We start from the raw sequence: 26,404 nt of genomic DNA, 5'->3' as shown, positions 1-26,404 counted from the left end.
GGGTATTAAATTTTGGATGCCAAGAGGTAAATAACTGCCATTCTAATGGCTACTCCATTTTCAACTTGGTCTAGAATAATAGCATTTTTTGAATCAGCTACATCACTGGTAATTTCAACCCCTCTGTTAATGGGACCAGGATGCATAATTACGATTTCTTTACCTAATTGATCTAATATTTTTTTATTTACTCCGTATTGTTGTGTGTACTCTCGAGTGCTTGGGAAGTAGGTCATATCCATACGTTCATTTTGCACACGTAACATATTTGCCACATCGCACCACTCTAAAGCTTTAATAAGGTTAGTTTCTACCTCTACTCCCAATTCTTCAATATGTTTGGGAATTAAAGTCTTTGGTCCGCATACTTTTACTTCTGCACCTTGTAATTGAAGTGCAAAAATATTACTCAATGCCACTCTACTGTGAAGAATATCACCAACAATCACAACTTTCTTACCTTTTACATCTCCTAACTTTTCTCTTATAGAATAAGAGTCTAATAATGCTTGGGTAGGATGCTCGTGAGCCCCGTCTCCCGCGTTTATTATTTTTGCATCTACATGTTGAGATAAAAATACAGCAGCACCTGGATTAGGATGTCTCATTACTACCATATCTACCTTCATAGATAGGATATTATTTACGGTATCTATAAGTGTTTCTCCTTTCTTTACGGAAGAAGATGCCGCAGAAAAATTCACGATATCTGCGCTTAAGCGTTTTTCGGCCAACTCAAAAGAAAGTCTTGTTCGGGTACTATTTTCAAAAAATAGATTGGCTATAGTTATATCTCTAAGCGAAGGAACTTTTTTTATGGGGCGGTTAATCACTTCTTTAAAATGATCTGCCGTCTTAAAAATTAAGTCTATATCTTCTGCTTTAAGATATTTAATTCCTAATAAGTGGTTTACACTTAATTCACTCATAAATTTTATTTTTTTACAAGGTAAACACTGTCTTCACTAGTGTTTTCTGTCCAGTTTACCAATACCCTTTCTTCATTAATAGCATCTACTTGTCGTCCGTTATAATCAGACTGGATGGGTAAATGTCTGCTAAATCTTCTATCGATAAGAGTTAGCAATTCAATTTCTTTAGGACGTCCAAAAGATTGTATAGCTGTTAAAGCTGCTCTTATACTTCTACCTGTATAAAGCACGTCGTCTATAAATACTACTCGCTTATCTTCTACCAAAAATTCTATCTTCGTCTTATTAGCTTCTAGAGGCTTATCACTTCTCCTAAAGTCATCTCTGTAAAAAGTAATATCTAGCTTACCAACTTTTACATCGGGTAAACCGTAACTTTCTTTTAATATCTTTTGAATTCTATCTGCTAAAAATACACCTCTTGGCTGAATACCTACAAGAACTGTTTCAGAAAAATCTAAGTGTTTTTCTAACAATTGGCAGGCGAGCCTATGCAAGATAATTTCTATCTCTTTGGCGTTAAGTAAGATTTTTTGACTCATGTGTAAGAAAGAAATTCGGTATTCTAGTAAGCAAAAGTAATTAAAAATATTATTCTAAATGTTCTATAAGTAGGTGCAATTTTTCAATTCTAAAAGTTATACAATATTTGTGGGTATTTCTGTTAATAAAAATAGGGCGCATGATGGCATTTGTTCAGTTAATAAAATATATTTGTAGATGTTTTAAATTTTCAATTGCATTCACATGAAATTTATAGTATCAAGTTCATATTTATTAAAACAACTTCAAATTTTAGGAGGTGTTATCAATAACAGCAATACGTTACCTATTTTAGATAACTTTTTGTTTGAATTAAATGAAAACCAACTTAAGGTTTCTGCTTCAGATTTAGAGACTACCATGTCTGCAGTCTTAGAAGTAGATTCTGATTCTAACGGAAAAATAGCCGTTCCTGCAAAATTACTTTTAGATACCTTAAAGACTTTTCCTGAACAACCACTTACTTTTATTATTGAAGAAAATGGAACTTTAGAATTAAGCTCTAGTCACGGTAAATATGCTTTAGCTTACGCTGATGGGGAAGAATTCCCAAATGCGGTTGAATTAGACGATCCTAGCAAAACCATTGTTCCTGCAGAGGTTTTATCTACCGCAATTAGCAAGACTATTTTTGCTTCTGGTAACGATGATTTAAGACCCGTAATGAGCGGAGTGTTCTTTCAATTCTCTACAGATGGTTTAACATTTGTGGCGACAGATGCTCACAAATTAGTTAAGTACACGAGAGAAGATGTTACTGCTACACAAACGGCAGAATACATTATGCCTAAAAAACCTTTAACCTTATTAAAGGCTATTTTAGCAGGAAACGATAGTGATGTTTTAATTGAATATAATGACTCTAACGCTAAATTTTCTTTTGATGAAACTCAATTGATTTGTAGGTTAATTGATGGGAAATATCCTAACTACGAAGCTGTTATCCCAAAAGAAAACCCTAATAAATTAGTAATAGATAGAAGTCAATTTTTAAGTTCTGTAAGACGTGTTTCTATTTTTTCTAATAAAACTACTCATCAAGTAAAACTTAAAATAGCAGGAGCTGAATTAAATATTTCAGCCGAAGATATCGATTACAATAATAAAGCAGAAGAGCGTTTAACTTGTGATTATCAAGGTGACGATATGCAAATTGGGTTTAACTCACGTTTCTTAACCGAAATGCTTAACAACCTTAACGCAAACGAGGTTCAATTAGAAATGAGCCTTCCTAATAGAGCTGGTATTCTAACTCCAAAAGACGGTTTAGATGAAGGCGAAAAAGTAACTATGCTAGTAATGCCAGTAATGCTTAATAGCTAATGCCCAACTAACCAACCAATTTTATAACCACTCGAAACCCAACATTTATTGTTGGGTTTTTTTATTTAAATACTTAAGTGAGTTAAACTTATACTAAACCCATTACAAAACTTGAAAGTTTCTGAGTTTCCTATTAAATTGAACCTAAACAAAACCAATTAACCATGAAAGATTACGGGACATTATCTCAGGCTATCAATAAATTGAAATTAGAAGAAGGTTACACTTTAGATTTTAACCTCATTGATGAATACCTAGAAAATAAAAAAGATAGAGAGAAATTTACAGCAAAAGAATTTGAAGTTGATAAAGTATTAAGATTTGAAGGAATGAGTAATCCTGATGATAATTCTATCTTATATGCTATAACAACCTCAAATAATAAGAAAGGCTTACTCACCGATGCTTATGGTGCTTATAGCGGACAAATTTCTAAAGAAATTCTTGAAAAATTACGTATTACTCAACCTTAAGCGCGGGTTAAAATTATATTAAAGTCAGTTTTCAATAGAAATTAAAACCATTAACTATTGTATTTTTGTATTGAAATAAAATATATAATAAACAAAAACTATTATGAAGTATTTAAACCTCGATAAAGAAACAACAAATAAAACGGTAGAACAGTTAAATATTTTACTAGCTGATTACCACCTTTATTACCAAAAATTAAGAAATTATCACTGGAATATTGTTGGCCAAAGCTTTTTCTATTTACATGAAAAATTTGAAGAAATGTATGATGATGCTATGCTTAAAATAGATGAGATAGCAGAAAGAATATTAACTTTAAGATACGAACCAACCAGTAATTTTTCTGATTACCTAAAGCTTTCAAACTTAAAAGAATCTAATTCAGATAAGTCTGATAAAGAAATGGTAAAAGAATTATTAGGTGATCACAGCAAGATTCTTTCACAAATGTCTAATGTTGTTGAAACAGCAGATAAAGCCGGAGATGAAGGAACTATAGATCTTATTGGTGCTTATATTAGAGAATTAGAAAAAACAAGTTGGATGTTAGATGCTTGGTCTATGAAAACAAAAGACACTCATAAAGAAATCAAGTCTTAATCATAGATATTCATGAAAGAAGAAGTATTTGATATTACCAAAGCCATAAGTGGAATTTGGGATAAATTATCTAATTGGGTAGATTCTATTGTCTTGAATCTACCCAATTTTATTTTAGCTGTTTTAGTTTTTATCGGTTTTGTATTTGTTGCTAAATACCTAACTAAGTTTCTTGATAAATTATTATTAAGAAGAAACATGCAGCATTCCGTTAGAGGAATAACTACTAGAGTATTTAATCTAATTATAATCGCAATAGGCTTTTTTATAGCGCTTAGCGTTCTTAATCTAGATAAACTACTTACCACAATTTTAGGTGCAGCTGGGGTAATTGGTCTTGCTGTAGGTCTTGCCTTACAAGGAACTTTAAATAATACTTTTAGCGGAGTTATTCTTAGTTTCTTACCCGAATTGCAAATTGGTGATTGGATTGAAACCAATGGATATGCTGGAGAAGTTTTAGAAGTTAATCTGCGAAATATTGTTATCAAACAATCGGATAATAATCATATAATTATTCCCAATTCCAAAATAGCCGAAGATTCTTTCAAAAACTTTAGTCGAACCCCTAGATCTAGGATAATGGTTAATTGTGGGGTAGGTTATGAGAGTGACCTCGAAAAAGTTGAAAAAATAACTATCGACGCTATTGCAAAAATATTCAAACAAAATAATGGTGAACAAATAGAATTTGCTTATCAAAGTTTTGGTGATAGCTCTATAAATTACGTAGTAAGATTCTGGGCAGATGTAACTAAACAGAGAGATATTCTACTTCACACACACAAAGCTATCCTTGCGATTAAAAAAGCTTACAACGAGGAAGACATCAATATTCCTTTCCCAATTAGAACGCTCGATTTTGGGAAAAATAAATTTAGATCTGAAGCGATTACAATTAATTCTTCACAAAAGGAATAAGTTCAAAATATTTGAAATAAAAAATCCGCTAAATGCGGATTTTTTATTTTTTGAATTCAATTACTTTCCATTCTTTTTGAAGAATCGCATATATAACATCGTCAACCCAAGCGTCACGAAAATATAGGCTCTTTTTAAAATGCGCTTCTTTTCTAAAGTTTAAGCGTTCCATTAACCGAATAGATTTTGTATTTCTAGGATCTACTGAAGCTTTGACTCTGTGCTTATTTAAATGGTGAAACAAGTAATTAATCACTGCTTTTAAGGCCTCTGATGCAAGGCCTTGATGCTGATATTTTTCATTTATCGTACATCCTAACTCACATTGAAGATTCTGTGGGTCTTCAAAATGTACTCCAATATCTCCTATTACTTCTTGAGTATCTTTTTTCTCTATCACTAACTGAAACCAAGTATGGGGTTCATTGAAAGCATTTGGATTTTTATCAATAAAACGATTCACTTCTTCCGTAGTTGAAGGAATCCAGTTTTGATACTTATTCACTTCAAAATTTGATCTATACGAGAAAACCTCTAAAGCATCTTTGGAATGAATAGGCCGTATTAAAACTCTTTCTGAATAAATATTAACCATTAAATTTTTTTAACATTTGCATTTAAATCAGATAAACAGAAGCGGTTCAGAGAATTAAAAAAATTAAAATATTCACTTCAATTATCTTTACGGAATTAGAATTTAAATCCGAATCCAAAACTAAAACGCCAGCCATCTTCTCCGTTAAACATATTAAATTTACCATTGATAGATTGGGCGCTATTCACAAATATACCTCCACCATAGTCACTGTGCCATTGTTCACTACCTTCTCCATCCATCCAGACTCTACCTAAATCTCCTCCAGCAAACACTCCTATTTGAAATGGTAAGAAACGTGTTTTAAATTGATTAAAACTATATCTTAAATCTGCTCCGGTTGAGAATGATCTTTGCCCTGAAAATCTTTCATTTCTATATCCTCTAAGTCCCGTTTCTCCTCCTAATTGAGCTGCTTGATAAAACTCATAATCATTTCCTATATTTATTTGAGAATCTACGTGAGTATTTATCACCCATTTTCTATTTCTGGATATAGAATTATAAAACTCTAAATGTGGTTTTATATATGCATAAGAATTTTTAGTTTCTGTAGTGTTTATTTTTCCGCCAAGGGTAAACTCAAAATCCATTCCCCTCGTAGGGTTTATTTCATCATCGTAACTTTCATACTTATACGTACCGTGAGCTCCTGCAAAATACTTTCTTTCAAAGAATTCATCATCATTGGCATTGTATAAATCGGTTACATACCTATTTGAAGATTCTTCTAAATTTACAGTTTCAAAAGAAAGCATATACTCAAAATAACTACCAAATGGTGTCGCTTGTTTTAGTCCTGCCTCTACACCTATTTTATTTATTTTTACGCGATTGTAATCATAAGCCAATCCATTTTCAGCAAAATTGGTAGTCTCATTTCCAAACCCAAAAAAGTTAGTTGTATAATTATTGCTAGTATAATGTCCTTCAACAGCAAAATTAAAGTTGCCTATAGCGTTTGCAAATTGTCCTTCATAATTAACATCAAAACCATCGTATGCAAAATAATATGCTATTCCTACTTTATGTTGAGAAGTAAAAGGGTTTCTGTTGAAACGATTATTGGTGAGTACTGCTTGTACTCCTATTTTAAATCCATCATCTGGATTGTAACCAAATCCTGGTAAAACTGAAGTTGAAGAAGATATTTTTTTATCTTTATTATAAATATTTACCGCATATTTATCTGTAAGTCTTAGTTTGGCATCCCCAATCTCGTCTATCGTATTTGGCTTAGATTCGTAATCATAGACGGTGACCCCTTTTCCATTTTTAATTTTAAAGATGTCATTATTTTGTCCTCCAATGATTTTAATTGGAATATAGTGATTAGACTCTCCTACTACATTAAAGACATCATCATCATCTAAACCATAAATCCAAATTTCTTTGGTTTCCTTTTTTGAATAGGTCTTGTTACTCACCACGTATTTACGATTTCCTTTTATATTTCGATAAATAGATATATTTGTACTACCATCTCCTAGCCTTGTAATATCTATAAAATCATCTTTATCTGTCGCAGTAACGATGGCTAATTTAGCAAAGTAATCATAGTATTTTTCAGCTATATTCACAATATTCCTTCTTCTCGCTTTTAAATCAGATTTTAATTTTGCTGTAGATTCTTCAACCAAAATTTCTTCTGGAAGTTTAGAAAAAGCTTTTTCAATCACTTCATCGGTAATATTCTCTTGAACATATTTTGCTTGTTTTAACCATTCTTCTTTTCCTTTATTCTGAAGTAATGCTCTATCTAATCCTACTACCGAAGAGTTAAACCATTCGATATCGCCAATATTTTCGCCGTACGTACTAAATTGATTTCCAAAACCTGATATTCCTCTTAAGGTAGCAAAGAAAGCTCCATCAAAATTTGAAAAAACTTGATCTCGATCTCTTGGTATAGGCTTAAATGTTTTATTTCCTTCTTCATCTTCAAATTCAGACCAACGCCATTGGTCTTGGTGCCTATCCCAATCTCCTAATAACATATCAAAAACTCTAGCCCTAATATAGGTAGCTTCATCTAAATGATATTCTTCATCTCTTCGCAAACGCTCAAACAAACCTGAAGTACTTTCTATATCTTCATTAGGGCTTCCAAACTTATCGGAATCCATCCAACCTTCTTCTGGTCTTTCTACCAACATATAAAGCTCATCCCCATAGTCTTCATTGTAGTCTTTTAAGGCTTGTTGCTTAGGAACATAAAAAATCTGTGGATTAGTATGATATATATTAATGGCTTCAGATAGATCTGGCACTACCATAAATGCATAGGGATGTGCTGCAGTATAAAAATCTTGAATCGCTTTTTCCGCTAAGGTATTTTCAAAATCTTCTCCAACTTCCTCATCTTTAAACGCTACAGTTTGCAATAACTGCAAAGCACTTTTTTTAAGTGCTCTAAGGTTGTAATCTCTACCTTTTTTATCTTTTAATCTTAAAGATCTAGTTTGGTGACCTCCTCCCGCTCGAATAACTTCTAAACCTCCATATAAAGTGTCTAGATAGGCAACAGGTGCTTTTATTTTTTTTCCGTAAAGATTTCTATATTGATTCCCAAAAATACTTTTGTAAACCTCTCCTTTTTCAGCTTCTTCTTGTTCATAAATTGAAGCTTTGATATAAGGAGAATATATTTTATCGGAAATAAGAGGAACGAAATCAAATTCTTTTTTAGGCTCAAATATTTCCTGTTGAAACATTAACACCGGTTTATTATTAACACTTTTATAAAATTTAACCCACGTTGAGCCATCGGTGAACACATCATAAACAGCAAAACCCTGTCCTGGATAAGCAAAAACCCCGTTGTTTCTTAAGCTAGCATAAGATTCTTTAGAACCAGATCCCGAGATAATTTGATGAATATTCCCTTCTACATTGTATTGTAAATTATGTTCGTGACCAGACACAAAGATTACATTATCATATCCAGCCGCTGCGGTAGACAGTCTATCTACCATATTCTTGTAACGCTGGTTTTGTGCATCTTGGATGGAAACTCCTCCCGTGGTTCTTATCAACATAGCTAAAGACCCTAAAACAGGCAAAGGAATTTTTCTTTGAGAAGGATATAAGTGTCTATTTAAATGGTAATTACCTCCATGTACGCCATTGGTAAACAAAGGGTGATGTAAGGCTACTACGACATTTTTGTTTTCATTCTTCTTTAACTCATTTGCAAATTCTAATAACATTGCTTCACGAGTTTTTATCTCAGGACAATTATCATTTATGGTAGGATTTTCATCCCAATCTTCTAAGAACCATTGAGAATCAATAATAATTATAGCTAAATCTTCAGAAACATCTCTAACTTCAAATCCGCAACCCGAATTTGGTGCCCATACATTATTTTTCTTTAAATGCTTTTCTATATAATCTTTCTGTTCTTCTAAACCATTAATTCCTTCATCATACCAATCATGATTACCAGGAATAAAAATAATATTCCCATCGTAATTTTCTAAAGCATCCAATTGGGCATCAATTCTATATTCTGACTGCGTCCTTAACGGATCTCCTTTTGGAGGCATCCCTGCAGGATAGATATTATCTCCTAAAAATATAGTAGTCGAATTTTTAGATTGCATAGAATCTAACATAGATTTAAATGCTAAGATTCCTAAAGAAGTTCCACCCGCTTGAGAATATCCTGCATCACCTAAAAGAAAAAAACGATGCTCTAACTTTTTTTGATTAGGGTAAACAATCGCCTTTTGAGCATCTTCATCTTTATACTTAGGTTCGAAAGAAGCACAACCCAACATGACCAGTGCAACTATAATTGTTAGAACTATGTTATTTTTCTTCATAAATAATAAATCAACTTTGATTTTTTGTAATTTGCAAGACATTTAATATAAACCTATGGCAGATATTTTAGAAAAAGTAGACAAATTTGTTCTTCAATTATTTACTGAAAAACTACCAAATACTTTTATATATCACAACTATAACCACACGCAAAGGGTGGTTAAAAGTACTAAAGAATTAATTGAAAATTCCGAAATAAATGTTAAAGAAGAACGAGCGCTTTTGCTTGCTGCTTGGCTTCATGACACTGGCTATACGGTTAAATCTGAAGGTCATGAAGAAGAAAGCATAAGAATTGCTAAAGACTTTTTAACTGAAGAAAATGTAGATAAAGAGATTACAGAGATGGTGGTCAAATACATCTCTACAACGAGAATGTCGGCTATACCTGAAACCTTGCCTGAAAAAATTATTAAGGATGCAGATTCTTCACATTTATCGAAAGAATATTTTGAGGAAACTAGTGAATTTTTAAGACAGGAACTAAAAATTCAGAAGATTCGTAATTTTTCTACGAATGAATGGGTAGAAGAAAATATCAAACTTTTTACCCAAAAACATCGCTATTACACTCCTTACGCCATAGAGAAATGGAAACCTAAGAAAGATGAAAATCTACTTTCAATTTTGGAAAGTCAGAAGAAACTTTCTAAAAAGTATGATAAAGAAAAAGCGAAAGCCAAATTTAAAGCGAAATATAAAAACGATAACCCCGAAAGGAGTATCCAAACTTTATATAGGACTACGTTAAGGAACCATATTAAATTAAGTGATATTGCAGATACCAAAGCAAACATCCTACTTTCTGTAAATGCTATTATAATTTCGCTTGCTTTAGCTAACATTATTCCTAAACTAGATGCTGCATCTAATCGCCATTTGATGATGCCTATATTGGTGTTGGTATGTTTTAGTGTAGCTTCTATTATTCTATCCATTATGTCTACCCGACCTAATGTAACTAGCGGCGAGTTTACAAAAGAGCAAGTAAGAAATAGAGACGTGAATATTTTATTCTTCGGAAATTTTCATAAAATGCCATTCGATCAATACAAATGGGCGATTGACGAAATTTTGAAAGATAAAGATTATGTCTATGAAGCCTTAACAAAAGATTTGTACTTACTAGGTATTGTTTTAAATAGAAAGTACAATCTATTACGATGGACTTACACCATATTTATGACAGGAATCATTATATCGGTTATTAGTTTTGTGATAGCCTTTTGGTCTGTTTAGAACAACATAATAAAATAAAAAAGCTCTTCTTAATCGAAGAGCTTTTTTTTTAATGATGTAATTCTTTCATTAAATTTTCATAGGATATATTTTCTTCTTTATCATCAGATTTGTAGAGGACATTAATTCTTATCGCTCGTAATCCTACGACTCCTTGTACATCTTCTAACTCTAATAATTCTAATTGATCACCTAAATAATTTTTCTTTTGAAGGTATTTAATATATCTTAAATACTCTCTTTCGTCAGATTTTTGAGAATATACAATGGCAATTTTACCTTTTTGAGTTACTCTTTCTTCAGTATCTTTAATATAGGCCTTATCTATTCTTTTTTTAATAATCTCATATCTCGCATTGTAAGTACCATCTACGTCAAACTTTTTCTCATCCATTCTATACCTAATAGATAAAGTAGAACTAAAAACAAGAATTAGCGAAGCAGCGTCTAACTTTAAAGGCATATTTTCTTGTACGTTGTAGAATCTATTTTCCATTTCGCACATTACTTGTAATTGCCAAAGTCTTAAGTTAAATAAATAAACCTCACTAAAAGGTTTATTTTTAACCATATCACTACCTATATACATATTATGATCTACTCCATCTGTTTTATACCTTTCAAAATAATGAGGGTATATTTTTTGAGCATCAGCTTGTTTTCGATCTAAGTAACGAGATAGTGTACGGTTAATTCTTTGTACCGTATCATCATAATTTTTTCGTTGATCGTAAATCACTCCCGTTTTAGGGTCTAAATTTTTCTCGTATTCCTCTACTTTGCTTTTTAGACTTTCAGATTTATGCTCTAAATGTTCTATAAGCGGATTTAGCTCCTTGTATATGAAATTTATAATTTTTTGCTCACTAGAAGCGTTAAGATTTTCCTTGAGATCTTTACTGAATTCTTCAATTCTAAATTTCATTTGTTCATAAATAGGAATAGGCTCAATATCGTAAGCCTCATTTATGATGATTAAAATAGAATTTAACTGACTTAAAAGATCTTTTTGAATAGCATTATTCCTTTCTTCTGAAGAACCTACAATATCTATTTGCCCATATAACGGATAAATGTCTTTAAATGCAATATCTCTAAAGGAAGAAACACCATCTGAATCTAAATCTTCAATAAATCGTTTGGCTTCTTCTTCAAAAACCCAAAGCACACTTGGGTGTATCGAGGTACATTCACTTTGTATCACCGCTTTTACTCTATTCTCAAAGTCAGTTTTATTTCTTTCCACGGCAGTGACAATATATGGAAGAACATCTTCAAGCTTAATCGCATTTATATTGTTGAGTTCATTTTTTCTAAATGAAACCAGTTCTAAAACACCAAGTAAATTGTTATTTTTAGAAATTGGAGCTAGAATACAACTTTTTACGTTGTTCGCTAATAAATTTTGCGCTAATAAAACATCACTGTTTTTTTCTGCATAATTTTCTACGTTGGCAATGACAAAATAGCTTTGTTTATTGATTAGCGTATCATAAGCAGATTCACAAAGTATATTTTTACAATCAAATGTAGATTTATTATCTAAGATATAGCTTTTAATTAACCCTTTCTTCATGTTATAGAACTCTTGTAGAGTGTCTTCAAACATGGTGAAACCTATCTCTAAGTCTGGAATCCTATAAATAGATCTAAATATCTCTAACATTCCATCCATGTTTTTATCTTCAGGAACATTATTATTTAAAAGTTCAGTCTTTAAATCAGATATTCCATCGTCTACCGTAACATCTGTTAGGTTAAGTAATATAAAGCCTTTAAATATCCAACTATGAGGAGGGAATTTCTCTTTCCACAACTCAATATTGTCTGTATTTTGTATTAAAACATCTACATCTTCTTCGGTTACATCTAATGCCGTTTCTGTTTTTTCAAAACTCACAAAATCTGCATTTACAGCTAACTTATAATTTTTTGTAATTCCGCCTTTTTCTGGAATATCATAATAGAGAGGTCTTGAAAAATCTATATCATATTTATAGAAATTTTTAAGTATTAATAGACATCCCCTTATATAGTCAAATTCATCTTCAAAGTTTCGTATTCTAAACTCAAAACCCTCCCCTGCATTATTAATAATCTCTTTAAAGCGATTGGTTTGACTTAATACAATATCATATTTAGGAACAGTCGCTGCTTTTATTTCATTATTAGTAAGTACGTTTGGAAATATATCATCTAATAGAATTTGTATAGGTTCATCATATTTTTCTATGTCTTCTACATTTTCTATACCGTCACTTAATTCTGGAAACTCTTGTATGTACTCTAATAAATCTTCTAAATATTTTTTTGCTAATTTTTTATCTTCTGTTTTATACCTTTCCTTGTAAGCTTCTATCACTTTTTGGAAGCTTACTTTTATTCTAAATGGTAAATCTTCTGACTTATTTTTCATCTATACAATATTGATTTAACAAATTAAGCTTACTCCCATATAAAGTAAAACAAAATACTTTAAATTAACAATATTTTAGCTTAAACTGCCCGTTATCTAAAGCAAGTTAATTATTTTTGCAAGAAATCAAATTATATAATCAAATGAAAAAATTTCTAGTTTTAACTATAGCTTTAACCACGCTTGTAGCTTGTCAAAATGAAACTGATACAAAGCCTGTTTTAACGGCTAAAATTGATGTCCAAGATGGTACAAAAGTATACTATTCTGCTATGACTGATGAAGGTGCTCCTAAAGCCGTTGATACTGCAACTGTAAAAAATGGGAATTTTAGTTTTGATCTTGAAGAAGCAGATTATCAAACCTTAAGTATTCTTAGCTTAGAGGGAAACGTTCAGGGAAATGTTTTATTTATTAATGAAAATGAAAAGATAGACGCTACAATCTATAAAGACAGTTTAAGAAACTCTAAATTAAAAGGTGGTAAAAATCAGCAATTGTTATCTGATTATTTAACTTTTATTGGAGAACAAGGAGAAAAAGCAAATGAATTGGGGAAAAAATTTAGAGATCCTAATCTAAGAAATGATCCTCAAATGGCTCAATCTCTTCAAGAAGAAAGAGCTAGATTAACCAAGCAAGAAAATGAATATAGAGAAAAGCTTATAAAAGATAATCCTAACTCATTGGTTTCTATTTTAGTTCTTTCTGATATGATTGGAATGAATATTAATCCTAATGCAGATAAACAAGCTTTATATAATTCTTTATCTGAAAAAGCAAAAAACTCACCTTCTGGGAAAAAGATTCAGCAATATTTAGATGCTAACAAAGATATTTCTATCGGATCTAAAGCGCCTAACTTCACCGCAAAAACTCCTGAAGGAAAGGATCTTTCTTTAAATGATGCGTTAGGAAAAATTACTATTATAGACTTTTGGGCTTCTTGGTGTAAGCCTTGTAGAATTGAAAATCCTAATGTGGTAAAACTTTATAATGAATACCACGATAAAGGTTTAAATATTATTGGTGTTTCTTTAGATAAGGCATCACAAAAAGATAAATGGTTAAAAGCTATAGAAGATGATAAATTAACTTGGCAACATGTATCTAACCTAGAATATTGGAATGAGCCTATTGCTAAGCTTTATAAAGTAAGATCTATTCCTTCTACGTTTATTTTAGATGAGAACGGAACGATTATAGCCAAAAATTTAAGAGGTAAAATGCTAGATGATAAAATTGCTGAGTTATTAGACTAAGCTTAATTTTAAAAAAAATAAAAATCCCCGTTCTTCAACGGGGATTTTTTATTTTATTATGGTAACTGTATTGTGGTTCTTATGACTGGGAAAGAATATGAAACCTTACGTTCACTTTTACTTTAACTTCCATCTCTCCAGTAGCAATACTTGGAAATTCTCCTCCACCGCTTTCTGCACTGTCCATCGCCATAGACTTATAAGCTACTGGATATGGTTGAGAGGAACCAACTTCTGAAATATAAGCTACAGATCCTAGTTTAGAATTTAATTCATTTACATATAATTCCGCTTTAGCTTTAGCGTTTTGCATGGCTTTTTTTCTAGCTTGAGTTTTAAGTTGTTCTATATTAGAAGCGCCAAATTGAATTCCGTCTATTCTATTAATACCTGTTGCCAATAAACCAGAAATCACTTTTTCATATTTATTTAGATCTTTCAATTTAATTGATATCGCTTGGTTGGCTACATAATTGTAGGTTTTCGTTTGGTATTGATAGTTCTTATTTACATTTAAATATTCGGTACGAATATACTTGTCATCAATTCCGCTTTTCTTTAAAAACTTGAAGACGTTTCTTACATCCTTGTCCACCGCATTTTTCACCTCTTCTGCACTGTTCCCTTCGTGTTCCACTCTAATGTTTAAGTTCACTTCGTCTGGAGCTGCCATAACAGTTCCTTCTCCTACTACCAAAACACCAGTTGGTTCTGTTTGTGCAAATGTTGTTGCAGCTGCTAGCATTAAAATACTAAAAATTAGTTTTTTCATAGTTTTTATTTTTCTGTTTGTTAATTAGCTTTCAAGAAGAATACCAAATTTTAAATTTTATCAGTTTTTTTCAGAATAAATAAAGTCACAATTGGTATAAGTAACAAAAAAACCATCATTAAGTGCTCGGTAAATATCCAAGGAGAAAGTAATAATGTAATAAAATAACCTCCCATAGCGCCTCCAAAATGAGCGTCGTGACCAATATTATCTTGTCTATTTTTCATTCCGTAAATAGTATATAATAAATAACCTATCCCAAATACATAGGCAGGAATAGGAATAATAAAAAATAAGCCTAGCATCATATCGGGCTGTAATAAAATAGCGGAGTATAATACTCCCATAACTGCTCCACTTGCACCAACAGCAGTATAAAAAGGTTCGTCTTTGTGAAAGAAATAAGCTAAGAGATTCCCTAATAATAAACTACCTAAATAAATTATAAGAAATTGAGCAGCTCCCATATTGTAGATCACCACATTTGCAAAAAAATATAAAGTCAACATATTTACAAATAAATGTGTAATATCTACATGTAAAAATCCCGATGTAAAAAAACGTATTTTTTCTCCCGCCTTAATTCGCCCAATATCAAATTTATATTCTTCAAAGAAAACTTGATCGTTAAAACCTTTAAATGAAACGATTGAGTTAATCGCTATAATCACTAAAGTGATGATTTCTATATCTCCCATAAGTTATATTTATTACTATTCAAATATACTATAACTTTACAGAAAGCCTATTTCTAATCCTAAGATTACCTAAGCTTTTATGACATAAAATTTAATGGAATTTGGTTTGTATTATCTAGAAAAACTAACTGGTGTTACAAATAAAATTTTAGATTTAAGTTTTATATTTGCACATAATTTTTACTATGCGCAAATTTGTTTTTTATATCGCTTATCCCTTATTGTGGTTAGTCTCAAAACTACCCTTTCCTTTATTTTATCTGTTTTCTGACTTTATATATGTGGTTGTTTACTATTTAATTGGGTATCGAAAAAAAGTGGTGAGAGGCAATTTAGAGTTATGTTTCCCTCACAAATCTACTGAAGAGTTAAAGAAAATTGAAAAAGCTTTCTATCACCATATGTGCGATATGTTTTTAGAAATGATAAAAACTTTATCTATTTCTAAAAAACAATTAAAAGAAAGATTTGTCTATAAAAATATTGAAGAGCTCCAACGTTTAGAAGAACAATCTGCCGGGATTATAATAATGTGTGGTCATTACGCTAGCTACGAATGGGCTACAGCCATTAATTTTTACAAGACCAAAAATAAAGGTTATGCGATTTATAAAAAGATAAAAAACCAATATTTTAATAAGTTAATTAAAGATATTCGTGCCAATTTAGGTGCCACCTTAATTAGCAGCAGAGAAGCAATCCCGACGATGCTTAGAAATAAGAGAGATGCAATTTCTTCTACTTATTATATGATTTCCGATCAATCTCCTAAAAAGAATACTGTTAAAAATTGGACTAACTTTATGGGAACAGAAACTCCGGTTTTTAATGGTTCGGAAGCGATGGCAAAAAAATTAGATTTTGCTGTTTTATATTTAAAAGTAGAAAAAGTAAAACGTGGTTTTTATGAAGCTACACTTCTTCCCTTAGCGGAAAACCCAAAAGAAACAGAAGATTTTGAAATCACTACTTCGTTCTTCAATGAGTTAGAAAAGCAAATTAGAAACCAACCTGAATTTTACCTTTGGACGCACAAACGTTGGAAACATCAAAAGAAAGATTTTTAAGGTTTACTTAAAATATAAAAAACAAAATGCCCATCTATCAAAACGATATGATGGGCATTTTTATAGATTATGTTTGCTAATTTATTACAATCCTGCAATAGCTTTTATTTCTGCAATAATTTTATCTGCTAACTGCGTAGCTTCATCTTGAGATTTAGCTTCGGTATAAATTCTTATAATAGGCTCTGTGTTAGATTTTCTCAAATGCACCCAGTTTTCAGGAAAATCAATTTTAACACCATCTACTGTAGAAACCTCTTCAGAAGCATATTTTGTGGCCATTTCTTCTAAAATACGATCTACATCTAATTCCGGCGTAAGCTCTATTTTATTTTTACTCATAAAATAAGCAGGATAGGTTTCTCGTAAGGCCGAAACCGTCATATCTTTTTCTGCCAAATAGGTTAAGAATAAAGCTACTCCCACTAGACTATCTCTACCATAATGCAGTTCTGGCAGGATGATTCCTCCGTTTCCTTCACCACCAATAATTGCGTCGGTATCTTTCATAAGTTGCACCACATTCACTTCTCCTACAGCGCTAGCTTGGTAAGAACCTCCATGTTTTTCGGTTACGTCTCTCAAAGCACGTGAAGAAGAAAGGTTACTTACAGTATTCCCTCCTTTTTTACCTAAAATATAATCGGCTACAGCGACTAAAGTGTATTCTTCTCCAAACATATTTCCTTTTTCATCTATAAAAGCGAGACGATCTACATCTGGATCTACCACAATCCCTAAATCGGCATTTTCTTTTACTACTAGCTCGCAAATGTCTCCCAAGTGTTCTTTTAAAGGTTCTGGGTTATGAGGAAAATCACCTGTGGGTTCACAATAAAGTTTTACTACCTCAACTCCCAATTCTTCTAAAATTCTAGGGATAGCAATACCTCCTGTAGAGTTAACGCCATCTACCACCACTTTTAGTTTTGCATTTTTTACAGCTTCAGCATCGACTAAATCTAGGTCTAAGATTTCTTCTATGTGTAAATCTATGTAAGCATCGTTTACACTAATTTTACCAAGATCATCTACTTCCGCGAAAGCGATAGAATTACTTTCTGCGATTTCTAAAATTTTAGCTCCTTCTTTTCCGTTAAGAAATTCTCCTTTTTGGTCTAATAGTTTTAAAGCATTCCATTGTTTAGGGTTATGACTTGCGGTTAAAATAATTCCGCCATCGGCATGCTCCATTGGCACAGCCATTTCTACCGTTGGTGTTGTAGAAAGTCCTAAATCTATAACGTGTATTCCCAAACCTACCAAAGTATTCATTACCAATTGCTGAATCATCTCACCAGAAATTCTCGCATCTCTTCCTACCACAACTCGATATTGGTCTTTATTGGTTTGCTGCTTAATCCAAGTACCGTATGCCGAAGCAAATTTAACTGCATCTATTGGGGTTAAATTATCTCCTACATTCCCGCCAATGGTTCCTCTAATTCCTGATATTGATTTGATTAATGTCATACAATGATTGATTTAATTAGATTACAAATATAAGTGCAAAATACATCTGCCGCAAAAGCCTTGTTTAAAGTTATTATTAAGCTTACTTTAGAACCATGAATTTTTTAGCTCACATCTACCTTTCTCAGGACCGAGATTTAGTGCAAATAGGAAATTTTGCAGCCGATTCTATTAAAGGAAAAAAATATAAAAGCCTACCTGTAGAAATGCAAAAAGGTATTTTATTACATCGAAAAATAGATAGTTTTACAGATTCGCATCCTATTGTTTTTAAAAGTGCTCATCGTTTTTTTGAAAAATACGGTCATTATAATACGGTATTAATGGATGTGATTTACGATCATTTTCTGGCTAAAAATTGGAAATCTTACTCTAACATTCCGTTGAGTGATTACGTAAATTCTTTTTATGAATTACTTCAAACTCATTTTGAAATCTTACCTAAAAATGTGCAACGTTTTTATCCTTATATGGTAGAACAAAACTGGTTATTAAGTTATACTTCCATAAACGGAATTGAGGGCATATTAGCACAAATGAATCATCGTATTAAACATCGTGTTCCTTTACACGAATCTATAGTTGAGTTAGAAGAATTTTATGAAGAACTAGAACATGAGTTTTCTTTATTCTTTACGGAATTAATAGCATACAGTAAAAAAGAGTTAAGCCTTATTGATCAACTTTATGATAAAGCCCCAAACTAAAATAAGTATTGAGGCTTTAAGTATTAAATTGAAAAATTGACATAAACAGCGGTTCTATAATTTACCTCTACCAAACCACTATTGAGGTTTTGATGAATTGGTAACATGACATTAGCACCAACTGACCATTTTTTATAAGTAGTATGTATACCCAATTGTGAGAAAAGCACATCTCCTTTAGTGTTGACTACCGCTTCACCATATTGTTCATTTTCTTCAAAAATCTCTCCTGCAATTCCTAAACTTGGTGAAATAGAAACAGCATTCTGACTATTGAAAGATCCAAAAAAGCTTAATCCATAATTGGTCTGATTTCCAAAATGGTAATTTAAATCGTTTTCAGTTTTAAAAGTGTAATTTAATAACACATTTGCTCCGTACGTTCTATACCCCAAATTGTAATCTAGACCAACTGTATAATCCCAACTTCCTGTCCCTACTTGAAAGCTAGGGTTTACACTCCCGGCGTTATTGTCTTTTTCATAATTTCCTGTAGGTGCTTTTACTCCTCCTCCAACTCTTAACGTATGTGCAAGTTTATCGGGATTTAACATTAGAGAATCTTTATTGGTTTGTATAAGTTTATAAAATGCTAATACCGATATATCTCCTATTCCGTTAATTTTTTCAGTTGAATTGTCTTTGAACTCACGATCATGAAAATGATAAGGCACAATTGCATGGACACTTATCTTTTCAGTAACTGGTATTTTAGACCACAATTGTAGCGTATTGAAATTTTCATCTACCCAAGGAGAATTGTTAAAAATTCCATCTCTAGATTTATAGGATTGCTTTAAGTAACGTACTCCTATAAAATTATCGGTTAAATTACCGCCATATCCCATACTTCCTCCATTACCACTACAACCACATACATCGCAATCCTCAAAAAAATACACCTGTCTTTGAGAAGTAGTTGGTAAAGTATCTTCTACTTTTTCTAGTGGCTTAGACCATAAGGATAGTGTAAAACCTAAAAAAAGGATAAAAAAACTAAATTTAATATTCTGCAAATCTTTCATCGTTTAAATATTCATTATCGGTTAGGGTTAGCAAAAAAGCAATTAAGACTTCTTTTTCTTCTTCGCTTAACGCTATTCCCAACCTCTCATTTTGTTTTAAAATAGGATCTAAAGTTTCTGAGTCTTGCACTCCACTGTCATAAAAATCGAGTACAGATTTTAAACTTCCAAACCTTCCGTCGTGCATATAAGGTTTTGTTACCTCTACATTTCTTAAGCTTGGCACTTTAAATTTATAATTATCTGAAGCACTTCCAGTAACTTCAGCTCTGCCTACGTCATTGATTCCTGGATATGCTGGTAGACCGTTATTTCTAAAAGCATCATCTGTAAATAAATCGGTTTTATGACAAGAGGCACATTTTTGTTTAAAAACTTGATGCCCATAAGTTTCTTCTTCCGTAAAGGAAATATCATCTTCTCTCCTTACATATTTATCATATTTTGAATTAGAAGAAACCATCATCACCATAAACTGAGAGAGGGCTTTAAAAAAGTTTTCATTATTCACTTCCCCATTTTCAAATGCCTCTAAAAAAAGCTTTTGATACTCTTGGTTCGCTTGCAATTTGGCCATCACATTGGTAAGTGTTTCTCCCATTTCTACCTCATTGGTAATGGGTATAATAGGAAAAAGATCTAAATGAGAAGTGGCTCCGTCCCAAGTAAACTCTTTCATAAATGCGGCATTTTGAATTGGAGGAGCATTTCTGGTACCTTCCAAATCATTTATACCGTGGCTAAATTGATGTTCATGATGTGTAAACGCAAAACGTTGCTCGTGGCAAAAACCACAAGAGATAAATCCGTTAGCCGAGAGATTTCCGTCATAAAATAATTTTTTTCCTAATTCAAACCCCTTTTCAGTAAGAGGGTTTGGGTCTAGATTGTAAGTTAAATTGGGAAAATTAAAAGGAATTTCTAATGACAACTTCTTGTTTACAGCAACATAACTTGTATCATCGTTTGAGCATGCCAATAAAAACATGCTTAATAGAAATAGACATATTTTCTTCATAATAAAGAAATAATTTTCTCACCCAAAGTAAATCTTGGGTGAGAAAAATTAATTAATGGTGTCCGCCTTCTCCGTTATGTACGTGGTGTACTTCGAACATCGTAGAGGTGTTTTCTGCAATTTGAGGTGATTTAACCTCATCTACCATCACTACAGGAGCTTCTGATAAATATATTTTATGCTCCCCATCTAAAATTTGATTAGCATCAACCTCAAGGTGTATAAGCGGAATCATTTCATCACTAACCATTGCTGTAGACGGAAGGTTTACCGTTACTTCTTTATAATTATCTAAAGTGTTTCCATGACTTCCCATATGTATTTTAAAGTCTGTACTGCTAGCAATAGATGGCGCAGTGAATGTACCTTCAAAATTCAAGAATTTGTATCCTGCTTGCCAAGCCCACATCATATTGTTTTCTTCAGCAATCTGTAAAAAATCTCCTTGTCCTTCAGCTCCTTGTTGGTATTTCTCTTGATCGACACCTACTCCAAATCTCATTTGAACATATTTTCCTGCTGGGATATTGGTAAGCACTACTTCATTAAGTGCATTTTCTTCACTTATTACAAAATAGCTCTCATCTTTAGGATAAATAAACTCATTTCCCTCTTCATCAATAAGTACAAAATTGCTTACAATGTAATTAAGTCTATTAATGGTTAAAGTTTCGTCGTTTGAATTGGTATAAGTTGATGTTCCTAAAATAAGGTCATCTCCATTCATACTATTATCAAACTCAAGACTTACATTGTTTTCACCTGTTAGTGCATCAGAAGTGTTATCATCGTCTGATGAACAAGAAGTTAAACTTATAAAAGCGGCAACTAATATGGATAATTTTATGTGTATTAATTTCATTTTTGTATAGTTTAAATTAAATGTATTTTTTGTTTTCTTTTTAAGAATTCAAAACATACATGGGAGGCCTTAATAACTTAAAATGAATGGTTTTTTTGTAAAAATTCTGGTAGAAAGTAAATTTTTCGTGACTTTCTACTTCTTCAATAATTGGGAGTATATTTTCTTCTTTTAAAACAAAAACAAAAGGAGTTTCCACCTTATTTCTTCGCTCGGTTTTATCTTTATCTCGTTCGTCACTAGCATTTTTTGCCAACTGTTTCATCAGGTAGCATTTTCCGTCACATTGTAATTGTGGCTTATCTTTATTGATACACAATACTTTCCTTATATAGTCATAATTAACTAAGTATTCTATGACAGGGAAAGCAGGTTTAAATAAGATTAAAAAAGAAAATATATAAAATAGATATTTCAATAGTATGGTGGCTTATTTCTATAATAACATCAGTCTTCTCTTCCGTTAAACGGAAAAGCTAAGCGCTATAAATGTATTTTCTATTATATAATTACATAGAAAACAATAGGTTAGAAAAACAATCCTTATCTATTAAAATAAATTTAAAGCGAATACAATAGAATTAAGCGAAAATTGGAGGTCTAAAAAGGGCGTCTATATAACGTTTCTTATAAGACTGTGACACCCATAAAGTTGAAGATTGTTTATTTACAGGTTGCGGTAAAACTTCAAATTCTAGCAACCTACTATCTTGAAAAAACAACAATTGAAATTCTACTTTTTTGGGTAAATTTTCTTTTGAAGAATCTTCTTCGGCATTTTTAGCCAGCTGTTGCATTAAGTAACATTTACCGTTACATTTTAACTTTGGCTTGTCTTTATTAATGCACAAAACTTTTGCGATATAATCATAATTGAACGCGTAATCCAAAAATGGAAGCACGGGCTTAAAAAAAATAACCATCGCTAATATGGGTAGTGCATATTTCACAGGACAAAAATACGATAGCTTTTTATATTAGAGAAGTTTTTTAAACAGAAACAAAACGTTAAAAAATTTTATTAAAGCTTTAAGAACTGAGGTTTCTCAATTTCAATTGTTTGAGTAAATTTGTGTCTTGCAAAAAATTATGGCAAAATTCGAAGAAAATATAGAGGTTTTGGGCGCCAGAGTTCATAACTTAAAAAACATAGATGTTAAGATCCCTAGAGAGAAATTGGTGGTAATAACAGGTCTTTCGGGATCTGGTAAATCTTCCTTGGCTTTTGATACAATTTATGCTGAAGGACAACGAAGATATATTGAAACCTTTTCTGCTTACGCCCGGCAGTTTTTAGGAGGTTTAGAACGTCCAGATGTTGATAAAATTGATGGTTTATCTCCTGTAATTGCAATTGAGCAAAAAACCACGAGTAAAAGTCCGCGTAGTACTGTAGGAACTATCACAGAAATTTACGATTTCCTACGTTTATTATATGCTCGTGCTAGCGATGCCTACAGTTACAAAACTGGTGACAAAATGGTAAGCTATAGTGATGAACAAATCAAATCGCTTATAAAACAAGAGTTTAAAGGAAAACGAATCAATATCCTTTCTCCTGTCGTTCGGTCTCGAAAAGGACATTACAGAGAGTTATTCGAGCATGTGGCTAAGCAAGGTTTTGTAAAAGTAAGAACCGACGGGGAGATAAGAGATATAGAAAAAGGCATGAAACTCGATCGCTATAAAACTCATGATATTGAGGTGGTGATTGATCGTATAAAAATTGAGGAAGACGAAAATACAGATAAGCGTTTAGCCGAAAGTATTAATACTGCCATGAGTCAAGGAGATGATGTTCTTATGGTTTTAGAACACGGGAAGAAAGAAGGCAGATATTTTAGTAGAACTTTAATGTGTCCTACTTCTGGTATTTCTTACCCTAATCCTGAGCCTAATAACTTTTCTTTCAACTCTCCAAAAGGTGCTTGTCCAAAATGTAATGGGATAGGTTCTTTATACGAAGTCAACGTTCAAAAAATTATTCCTGATGATAAAAAATCGATCAAAGCAGGGGGATTAGAACCACACGGACCACAGAAAAAAAACTGGGCTTTTAAGCAGTTAGAATTAATTGCACAGCGTTTTGATTTTAAGCTTACTGATCCTATTAAAGATATTCCTAAAGAAGCATTAGATATGATTCTTTACGGAGGGAAAGAAAAATTTGAAGTCAGCTCTAAGGAGTTAGGTGTTGCCCGAAATTACAAAATAGACTTTGAAGGAGTAGCCAAATTCATTGAGAGTACTTTTAACAACAATGATTCTACCAGTCTTAAACGTTGGGCAAAAGGCTATATGGATAAAGTAACTTGCTCTACCTGCGAAGGTACTAGGTTAAGGAAAGAATCACTTTATTTTAAAGTTAACGAGAAAAATATTGCAGATCTCGCTCAAAAAGACATTTTAGAACTAGCCAAATGGTTTGAAGAATTGCCAAAGCATTTATCTACCAACCAATGGAAAATCGCCGAAGAGATTGTAAAAGAAATCAAAACGCGATTACAGTTTTTAGTAGATGTTGGTCTTACTTACCTCTCACTCAATAGAGGTTCAAAATCCCTTTCGGGAGGAGAAGCACAGCGTATTCGATTAGCTACTCAAATTGGTTCTCAGCTGGTAGGTGTTCTCTATATTTTAGACGAACCTAGTATTGGCTTGCACCAGCGCGATAATGAAAAACTCATCAATTCTTTAGAGTCTCTTCGGGATGTAGGGAATTCTGTTATTGTGGTAGAACACGATAAAGATATGATAGAACGTGCCGATTATGTGATAGATATTGGGCCGTTTGCCGGAAAATTTGGCGGAGAAATTATTAGTGAAGGAACTCCTAAAGAGATTTTAAAACATAAAACAATCACTGCTTCTTACCTTAACGGAACTAAAGAAATTGAAGTTCCGAAGAAACGTAGAGAAGGTAACGGTAATTTTATTGAATTAAAAGGTGCTACTGGTAACAATTTGAAAAATGTTTCCGTAAAGATTCCTTTAGGAAAAATGATATTGGTAACTGGCGTTTCAGGAAGTGGGAAGTCTACTTTAATCAACGAGACCCTCTACCCTATTATGAATGCCCATTATTTTAATGGTGTAAAAGTGCCCGCTCCTTACAAAAGCATTAATGGTTTAGACCATATTGATAAGGTCATAGATATTAACCAATCCCCTATTGGGAGAACTCCGCGTTCTAATCCTGCTACGTACACAGGTGTATTTTCAGAAATTAGATCTCTATTCGCAAAAACTCCAGAGGCGATGATTAGAGGATACAAACCGGGTCGTTTTAGCTTTAATGTGAAAGGCGGACGCTGTGAAACTTGTCGAGGTGGAGGTCTACGTGTAATAGAAATGAATTTCTTACCCGATGTGTATGTAGAATGCGAAACTTGTCAAGGAAAGCGTTTTAATAGAGAAACCCTAGAGATTAGATATAAAGGAAAATCGATTAGTGATGTGTTAGAAATGACCATAAATGAAGCTACAGATTTCTTTGATCAAATCCCTAAAATATACCGTAAACTAAAAACCATCCAAGATGTAGGATTGGGATACGTTACCTTGGGACAACAAAGCACCACCCTTTCTGGTGGAGAAGCACAACGTATTAAATTAGCTACGGAATTATCTAAACGAGATACAGGAAACACATTCTATATCTTAGATGAACCCACCACTGGATTACATTTTGAAGACATTCGTGTATTGATGGAGGTATTAAATAAACTAGCCAATAAAGGAAATACCGTACTTATCATAGAACATAATATGGATGTAATTAAGCTTGCCGATCATATTATTGATATAGGTTATGAAGGCGGAAAAAATGGAGGAAAAGTGGTTGCAGAAGGAACCCCAGAAGAAATTGTAAAGCATAAAAAAAGTTATACGGCCAAATTCTTACGAAAAGAATTACATTAGCCGTCTTGTAAATTTTTGAATAATGAGTATCATGAGAAGCGATCAACAAAATAAAAGCTGGAACGAAATTAAAACCAACGATAGTTGGGCTTTATTTAAAATTATGGCAGAATTCGTTCAGGGTTACGAACGAATGAGCGAAATAGGACCTTGTGTCTCTATCTTCGGTTCGGCCCGAACAGATGAAAATCATAAATATTATAAGCTGGCTACGAAGGTTGCCGAAAAAATAGTAGAACACGGTTACGGTGTAATTACAGGAGGAGGTCCTGGTATTATGGAAGCTGGTAATAAAGGGGCTCATAATGCTGGAGGAGTTTCGGTAGGTTTAAACATAGACTTACCATTCGAGCAACATGATAATCCGTATATAGACAAAGATAAAAATCTTGATTTTGATTACTTCTTTGTAAGAAAAGTAATGTTTGTAAAATACTCCCAAGGTTTTGTAGTAATGCCAGGAGGTTTTGGAACTCTAGATGAACTTTTTGAAGCTATTACGCTTATACAAACTCATAAGATAGATAAATTCCCAATTATCTTAGTAGGAAAAGAATTTTGGGGAGGATTATTTGAGTGGGTACAAACTACTCTACTAGATTCTTTTAAAAATATTAGTGCAAAAGATATGGACTTGGTTCAAATGGTAGACACAGAGGATGAAGTGATCGAAATTTTAGACCAATTCTACAAACAATTTAATTTGAGTCCTAATTTCTAAAATTTGT

General features: G+C 32.3%; 23 protein-coding genes. 10 read left to right on the top strand and 13 right to left on the bottom strand.

All coding sequences use genetic code 11. From position 1 onward, the window contains the following. Positions 1 to 5: 5 nt before the first annotated feature. Positions 6 to 929 (bottom strand): aspartate carbamoyltransferase catalytic subunit, encoded by a 924-nt coding sequence (locus FT986_RS13265; protein WP_147865467.1) that lies wholly within the window; start codon positions 927 to 929, stop codon positions 6 to 8. Positions 930 to 934: 5 nt separating this feature from the next. Then, entirely contained in the window at positions 935 to 1,474 is a 540-nt protein-coding gene (gene pyrR / locus FT986_RS13260; protein ID WP_147865466.1) for a bifunctional pyr operon transcriptional regulator/uracil phosphoribosyltransferase PyrR, read from the bottom strand. Positions 1,475 to 1,679: 205 nt separating this feature from the next. Between pyrR and dnaN the strand changes: the two genes are divergently transcribed. The 4 genes from dnaN (at position 1,680) to FT986_RS13240 (ending at position 4,793) form a co-directional block, all read left to right on the top strand. Further along, a complete protein-coding gene (dnaN, locus tag FT986_RS13255) occupies positions 1,680 to 2,798 on the top strand; it encodes a DNA polymerase III subunit beta (RefSeq protein ID WP_147865465.1) in 1,119 nt (372 codons plus the stop codon). A 164-nt stretch (positions 2,799 to 2,962) separates the two neighbouring features. Then, positions 2,963 to 3,271: a phosphoribosylpyrophosphate synthetase gene (locus FT986_RS13250; RefSeq protein WP_111540963.1), complete on the top strand. Its 309-nt coding sequence runs from the start codon at positions 2,963 to 2,965 to the stop codon at positions 3,269 to 3,271. A gap of 103 nt (positions 3,272 to 3,374) precedes the next feature. Further along, complete coding sequence (locus FT986_RS13245) at positions 3,375 to 3,872, top strand: Dps family protein (RefSeq protein ID WP_111540962.1); 498 nt, start codon at positions 3,375 to 3,377, stop codon at positions 3,870 to 3,872. 12 nt (positions 3,873 to 3,884) lie between these two features. Further along, entirely contained in the window at positions 3,885 to 4,793 is a 909-nt protein-coding gene (locus FT986_RS13240) for a mechanosensitive ion channel family protein (RefSeq protein ID WP_147865464.1), read from the top strand. 43 nt (positions 4,794 to 4,836) lie between these two features. Here the strand turns inward: FT986_RS13240 and FT986_RS13235 are convergent, their stop codons facing one another. Both FT986_RS13235 and FT986_RS13230 read right to left on the bottom strand, forming a co-directional pair. After that, a complete protein-coding gene (locus FT986_RS13235) occupies positions 4,837 to 5,388 on the bottom strand; it encodes a GNAT family N-acetyltransferase (RefSeq protein WP_147865463.1) in 552 nt (183 codons plus the stop codon). 95 nt (positions 5,389 to 5,483) lie between these two features. Continuing rightward, entirely contained in the window at positions 5,484 to 9,215 is a 3,732-nt protein-coding gene (locus tag FT986_RS13230) for a metallophosphoesterase (protein WP_147865462.1), read from the bottom strand. 55 nt (positions 9,216 to 9,270) lie between these two features. Between FT986_RS13230 and FT986_RS13225 the strand changes: the two genes are divergently transcribed. Then, positions 9,271 to 10,455, top strand: coding sequence for a Pycsar system effector family protein (locus tag FT986_RS13225; RefSeq protein WP_147865461.1), 1,185 nt, complete (start codon positions 9,271 to 9,273; stop codon positions 10,453 to 10,455). A 49-nt stretch (positions 10,456 to 10,504) separates the two neighbouring features. Here the strand turns inward: FT986_RS13225 and FT986_RS13220 are convergent, their stop codons facing one another. Further along, a complete protein-coding gene (locus FT986_RS13220) occupies positions 10,505 to 12,871 on the bottom strand; it encodes a GAF domain-containing protein (RefSeq protein ID WP_147865460.1) in 2,367 nt (788 codons plus the stop codon). 143 nt (positions 12,872 to 13,014) lie between these two features. Here FT986_RS13220 and FT986_RS13215 point away from each other — a divergent pair, with 143 nt between their 5' ends. Then, positions 13,015 to 14,133 (top strand): TlpA disulfide reductase family protein, encoded by a 1,119-nt coding sequence (locus tag FT986_RS13215; RefSeq protein ID WP_147865459.1) that lies wholly within the window; start codon positions 13,015 to 13,017, stop codon positions 14,131 to 14,133. A gap of 79 nt (positions 14,134 to 14,212) precedes the next feature. Here the strand turns inward: FT986_RS13215 and FT986_RS13210 are convergent, their stop codons facing one another. Together FT986_RS13210 and FT986_RS13205 are read right to left on the bottom strand one after the other, a co-directional pair. Further along, positions 14,213 to 14,905: an SIMPL domain-containing protein gene (locus FT986_RS13210; protein ID WP_255505974.1), complete on the bottom strand. Its 693-nt coding sequence runs from the start codon at positions 14,903 to 14,905 to the stop codon at positions 14,213 to 14,215. A 50-nt stretch (positions 14,906 to 14,955) separates the two neighbouring features. Next, on the bottom strand, positions 14,956 to 15,603 hold the full coding sequence (locus FT986_RS13205) for a rhomboid family intramembrane serine protease (RefSeq protein WP_147865457.1): 648 nt from the start codon (positions 15,601 to 15,603) through the stop codon (positions 14,956 to 14,958). Between the two features lie 185 nt (positions 15,604 to 15,788). Between FT986_RS13205 and FT986_RS13200 the strand changes: the two genes are divergently transcribed. After that, the gene (locus FT986_RS13200) at positions 15,789 to 16,670 is read left to right on the top strand and encodes a lysophospholipid acyltransferase family protein (RefSeq protein ID WP_147865456.1); all 882 of its coding nucleotides are present in this window, start codon (positions 15,789 to 15,791) and stop codon (positions 16,668 to 16,670) included. Positions 16,671 to 16,754: 84 nt separating this feature from the next. Here FT986_RS13200 and glmM read toward each other — a convergent pair whose 3' ends face one another. Continuing rightward, positions 16,755 to 18,143: a phosphoglucosamine mutase gene (gene glmM / locus FT986_RS13195; RefSeq protein ID WP_147865455.1), complete on the bottom strand. Its 1,389-nt coding sequence runs from the start codon at positions 18,141 to 18,143 to the stop codon at positions 16,755 to 16,757. A gap of 95 nt (positions 18,144 to 18,238) precedes the next feature. On the opposite strand from glmM, the gene FT986_RS13190 reads away from it, so the two are divergent. Continuing rightward, positions 18,239 to 18,850 carry an ACP phosphodiesterase gene (locus FT986_RS13190; protein ID WP_147865454.1) on the top strand — a complete coding sequence of 204 codons (612 nt, stop codon included), beginning with the start codon at positions 18,239 to 18,241 and terminating at the stop codon, positions 18,848 to 18,850. A gap of 23 nt (positions 18,851 to 18,873) precedes the next feature. On the opposite strand, the gene FT986_RS13185 is transcribed toward FT986_RS13190, so the two are convergent. The 5 genes from FT986_RS13185 to FT986_RS13165 all read right to left on the bottom strand — a co-directional run bounded on the left by FT986_RS13185 (position 18,874) and on the right by FT986_RS13165 (position 22,552). After that, entirely contained in the window at positions 18,874 to 19,875 is a 1,002-nt protein-coding gene (locus FT986_RS13185) for a transporter (protein WP_370451185.1), read from the bottom strand. Continuing rightward, complete coding sequence (locus FT986_RS13180; protein ID WP_147865453.1) at positions 19,853 to 20,893, bottom strand: cytochrome-c peroxidase; 1,041 nt, start codon at positions 20,891 to 20,893, stop codon at positions 19,853 to 19,855. The genes FT986_RS13185 and FT986_RS13180 overlap by 23 nt, the downstream gene beginning before the upstream one ends. Positions 20,894 to 20,945: 52 nt before the next feature. Then, positions 20,946 to 21,755: an MbnP family protein gene (locus tag FT986_RS13175; RefSeq protein WP_147865452.1), complete on the bottom strand. Its 810-nt coding sequence runs from the start codon at positions 21,753 to 21,755 to the stop codon at positions 20,946 to 20,948. Between the two features lie 40 nt (positions 21,756 to 21,795). Continuing rightward, positions 21,796 to 22,020, bottom strand: coding sequence for a hypothetical protein (locus tag FT986_RS13170; RefSeq protein WP_111540948.1), 225 nt, complete (start codon positions 22,018 to 22,020; stop codon positions 21,796 to 21,798). A gap of 316 nt (positions 22,021 to 22,336) precedes the next feature. Next, positions 22,337 to 22,552: a hypothetical protein gene (locus FT986_RS13165; RefSeq protein ID WP_147865451.1), complete on the bottom strand. Its 216-nt coding sequence runs from the start codon at positions 22,550 to 22,552 to the stop codon at positions 22,337 to 22,339. 292 nt (positions 22,553 to 22,844) lie between these two features. On the opposite strand from FT986_RS13165, the gene uvrA reads away from it, so the two are divergent. Next, positions 22,845 to 25,676 carry an excinuclease ABC subunit UvrA gene (uvrA, locus tag FT986_RS13160; RefSeq protein WP_147865450.1) on the top strand — a complete coding sequence of 944 codons (2,832 nt, stop codon included), beginning with the start codon at positions 22,845 to 22,847 and terminating at the stop codon, positions 25,674 to 25,676. 31 nt (positions 25,677 to 25,707) lie between these two features. Next, positions 25,708 to 26,397: a TIGR00730 family Rossman fold protein gene (locus FT986_RS13155; protein WP_111541158.1), complete on the top strand. Its 690-nt coding sequence runs from the start codon at positions 25,708 to 25,710 to the stop codon at positions 26,395 to 26,397. The last annotated feature ends 7 nt before the right edge of the window (positions 26,398 to 26,404 follow it).

The organism is Mesonia sp. K4-1, from assembly GCF_008017825.1.
GTDB lineage: Bacteria > Bacteroidota > Bacteroidia > Flavobacteriales > Flavobacteriaceae > Mesonia.
Note: the sequence above shows the minus strand (reverse complement) of the source record. Positions and strands in the feature narration are given on the sequence as shown.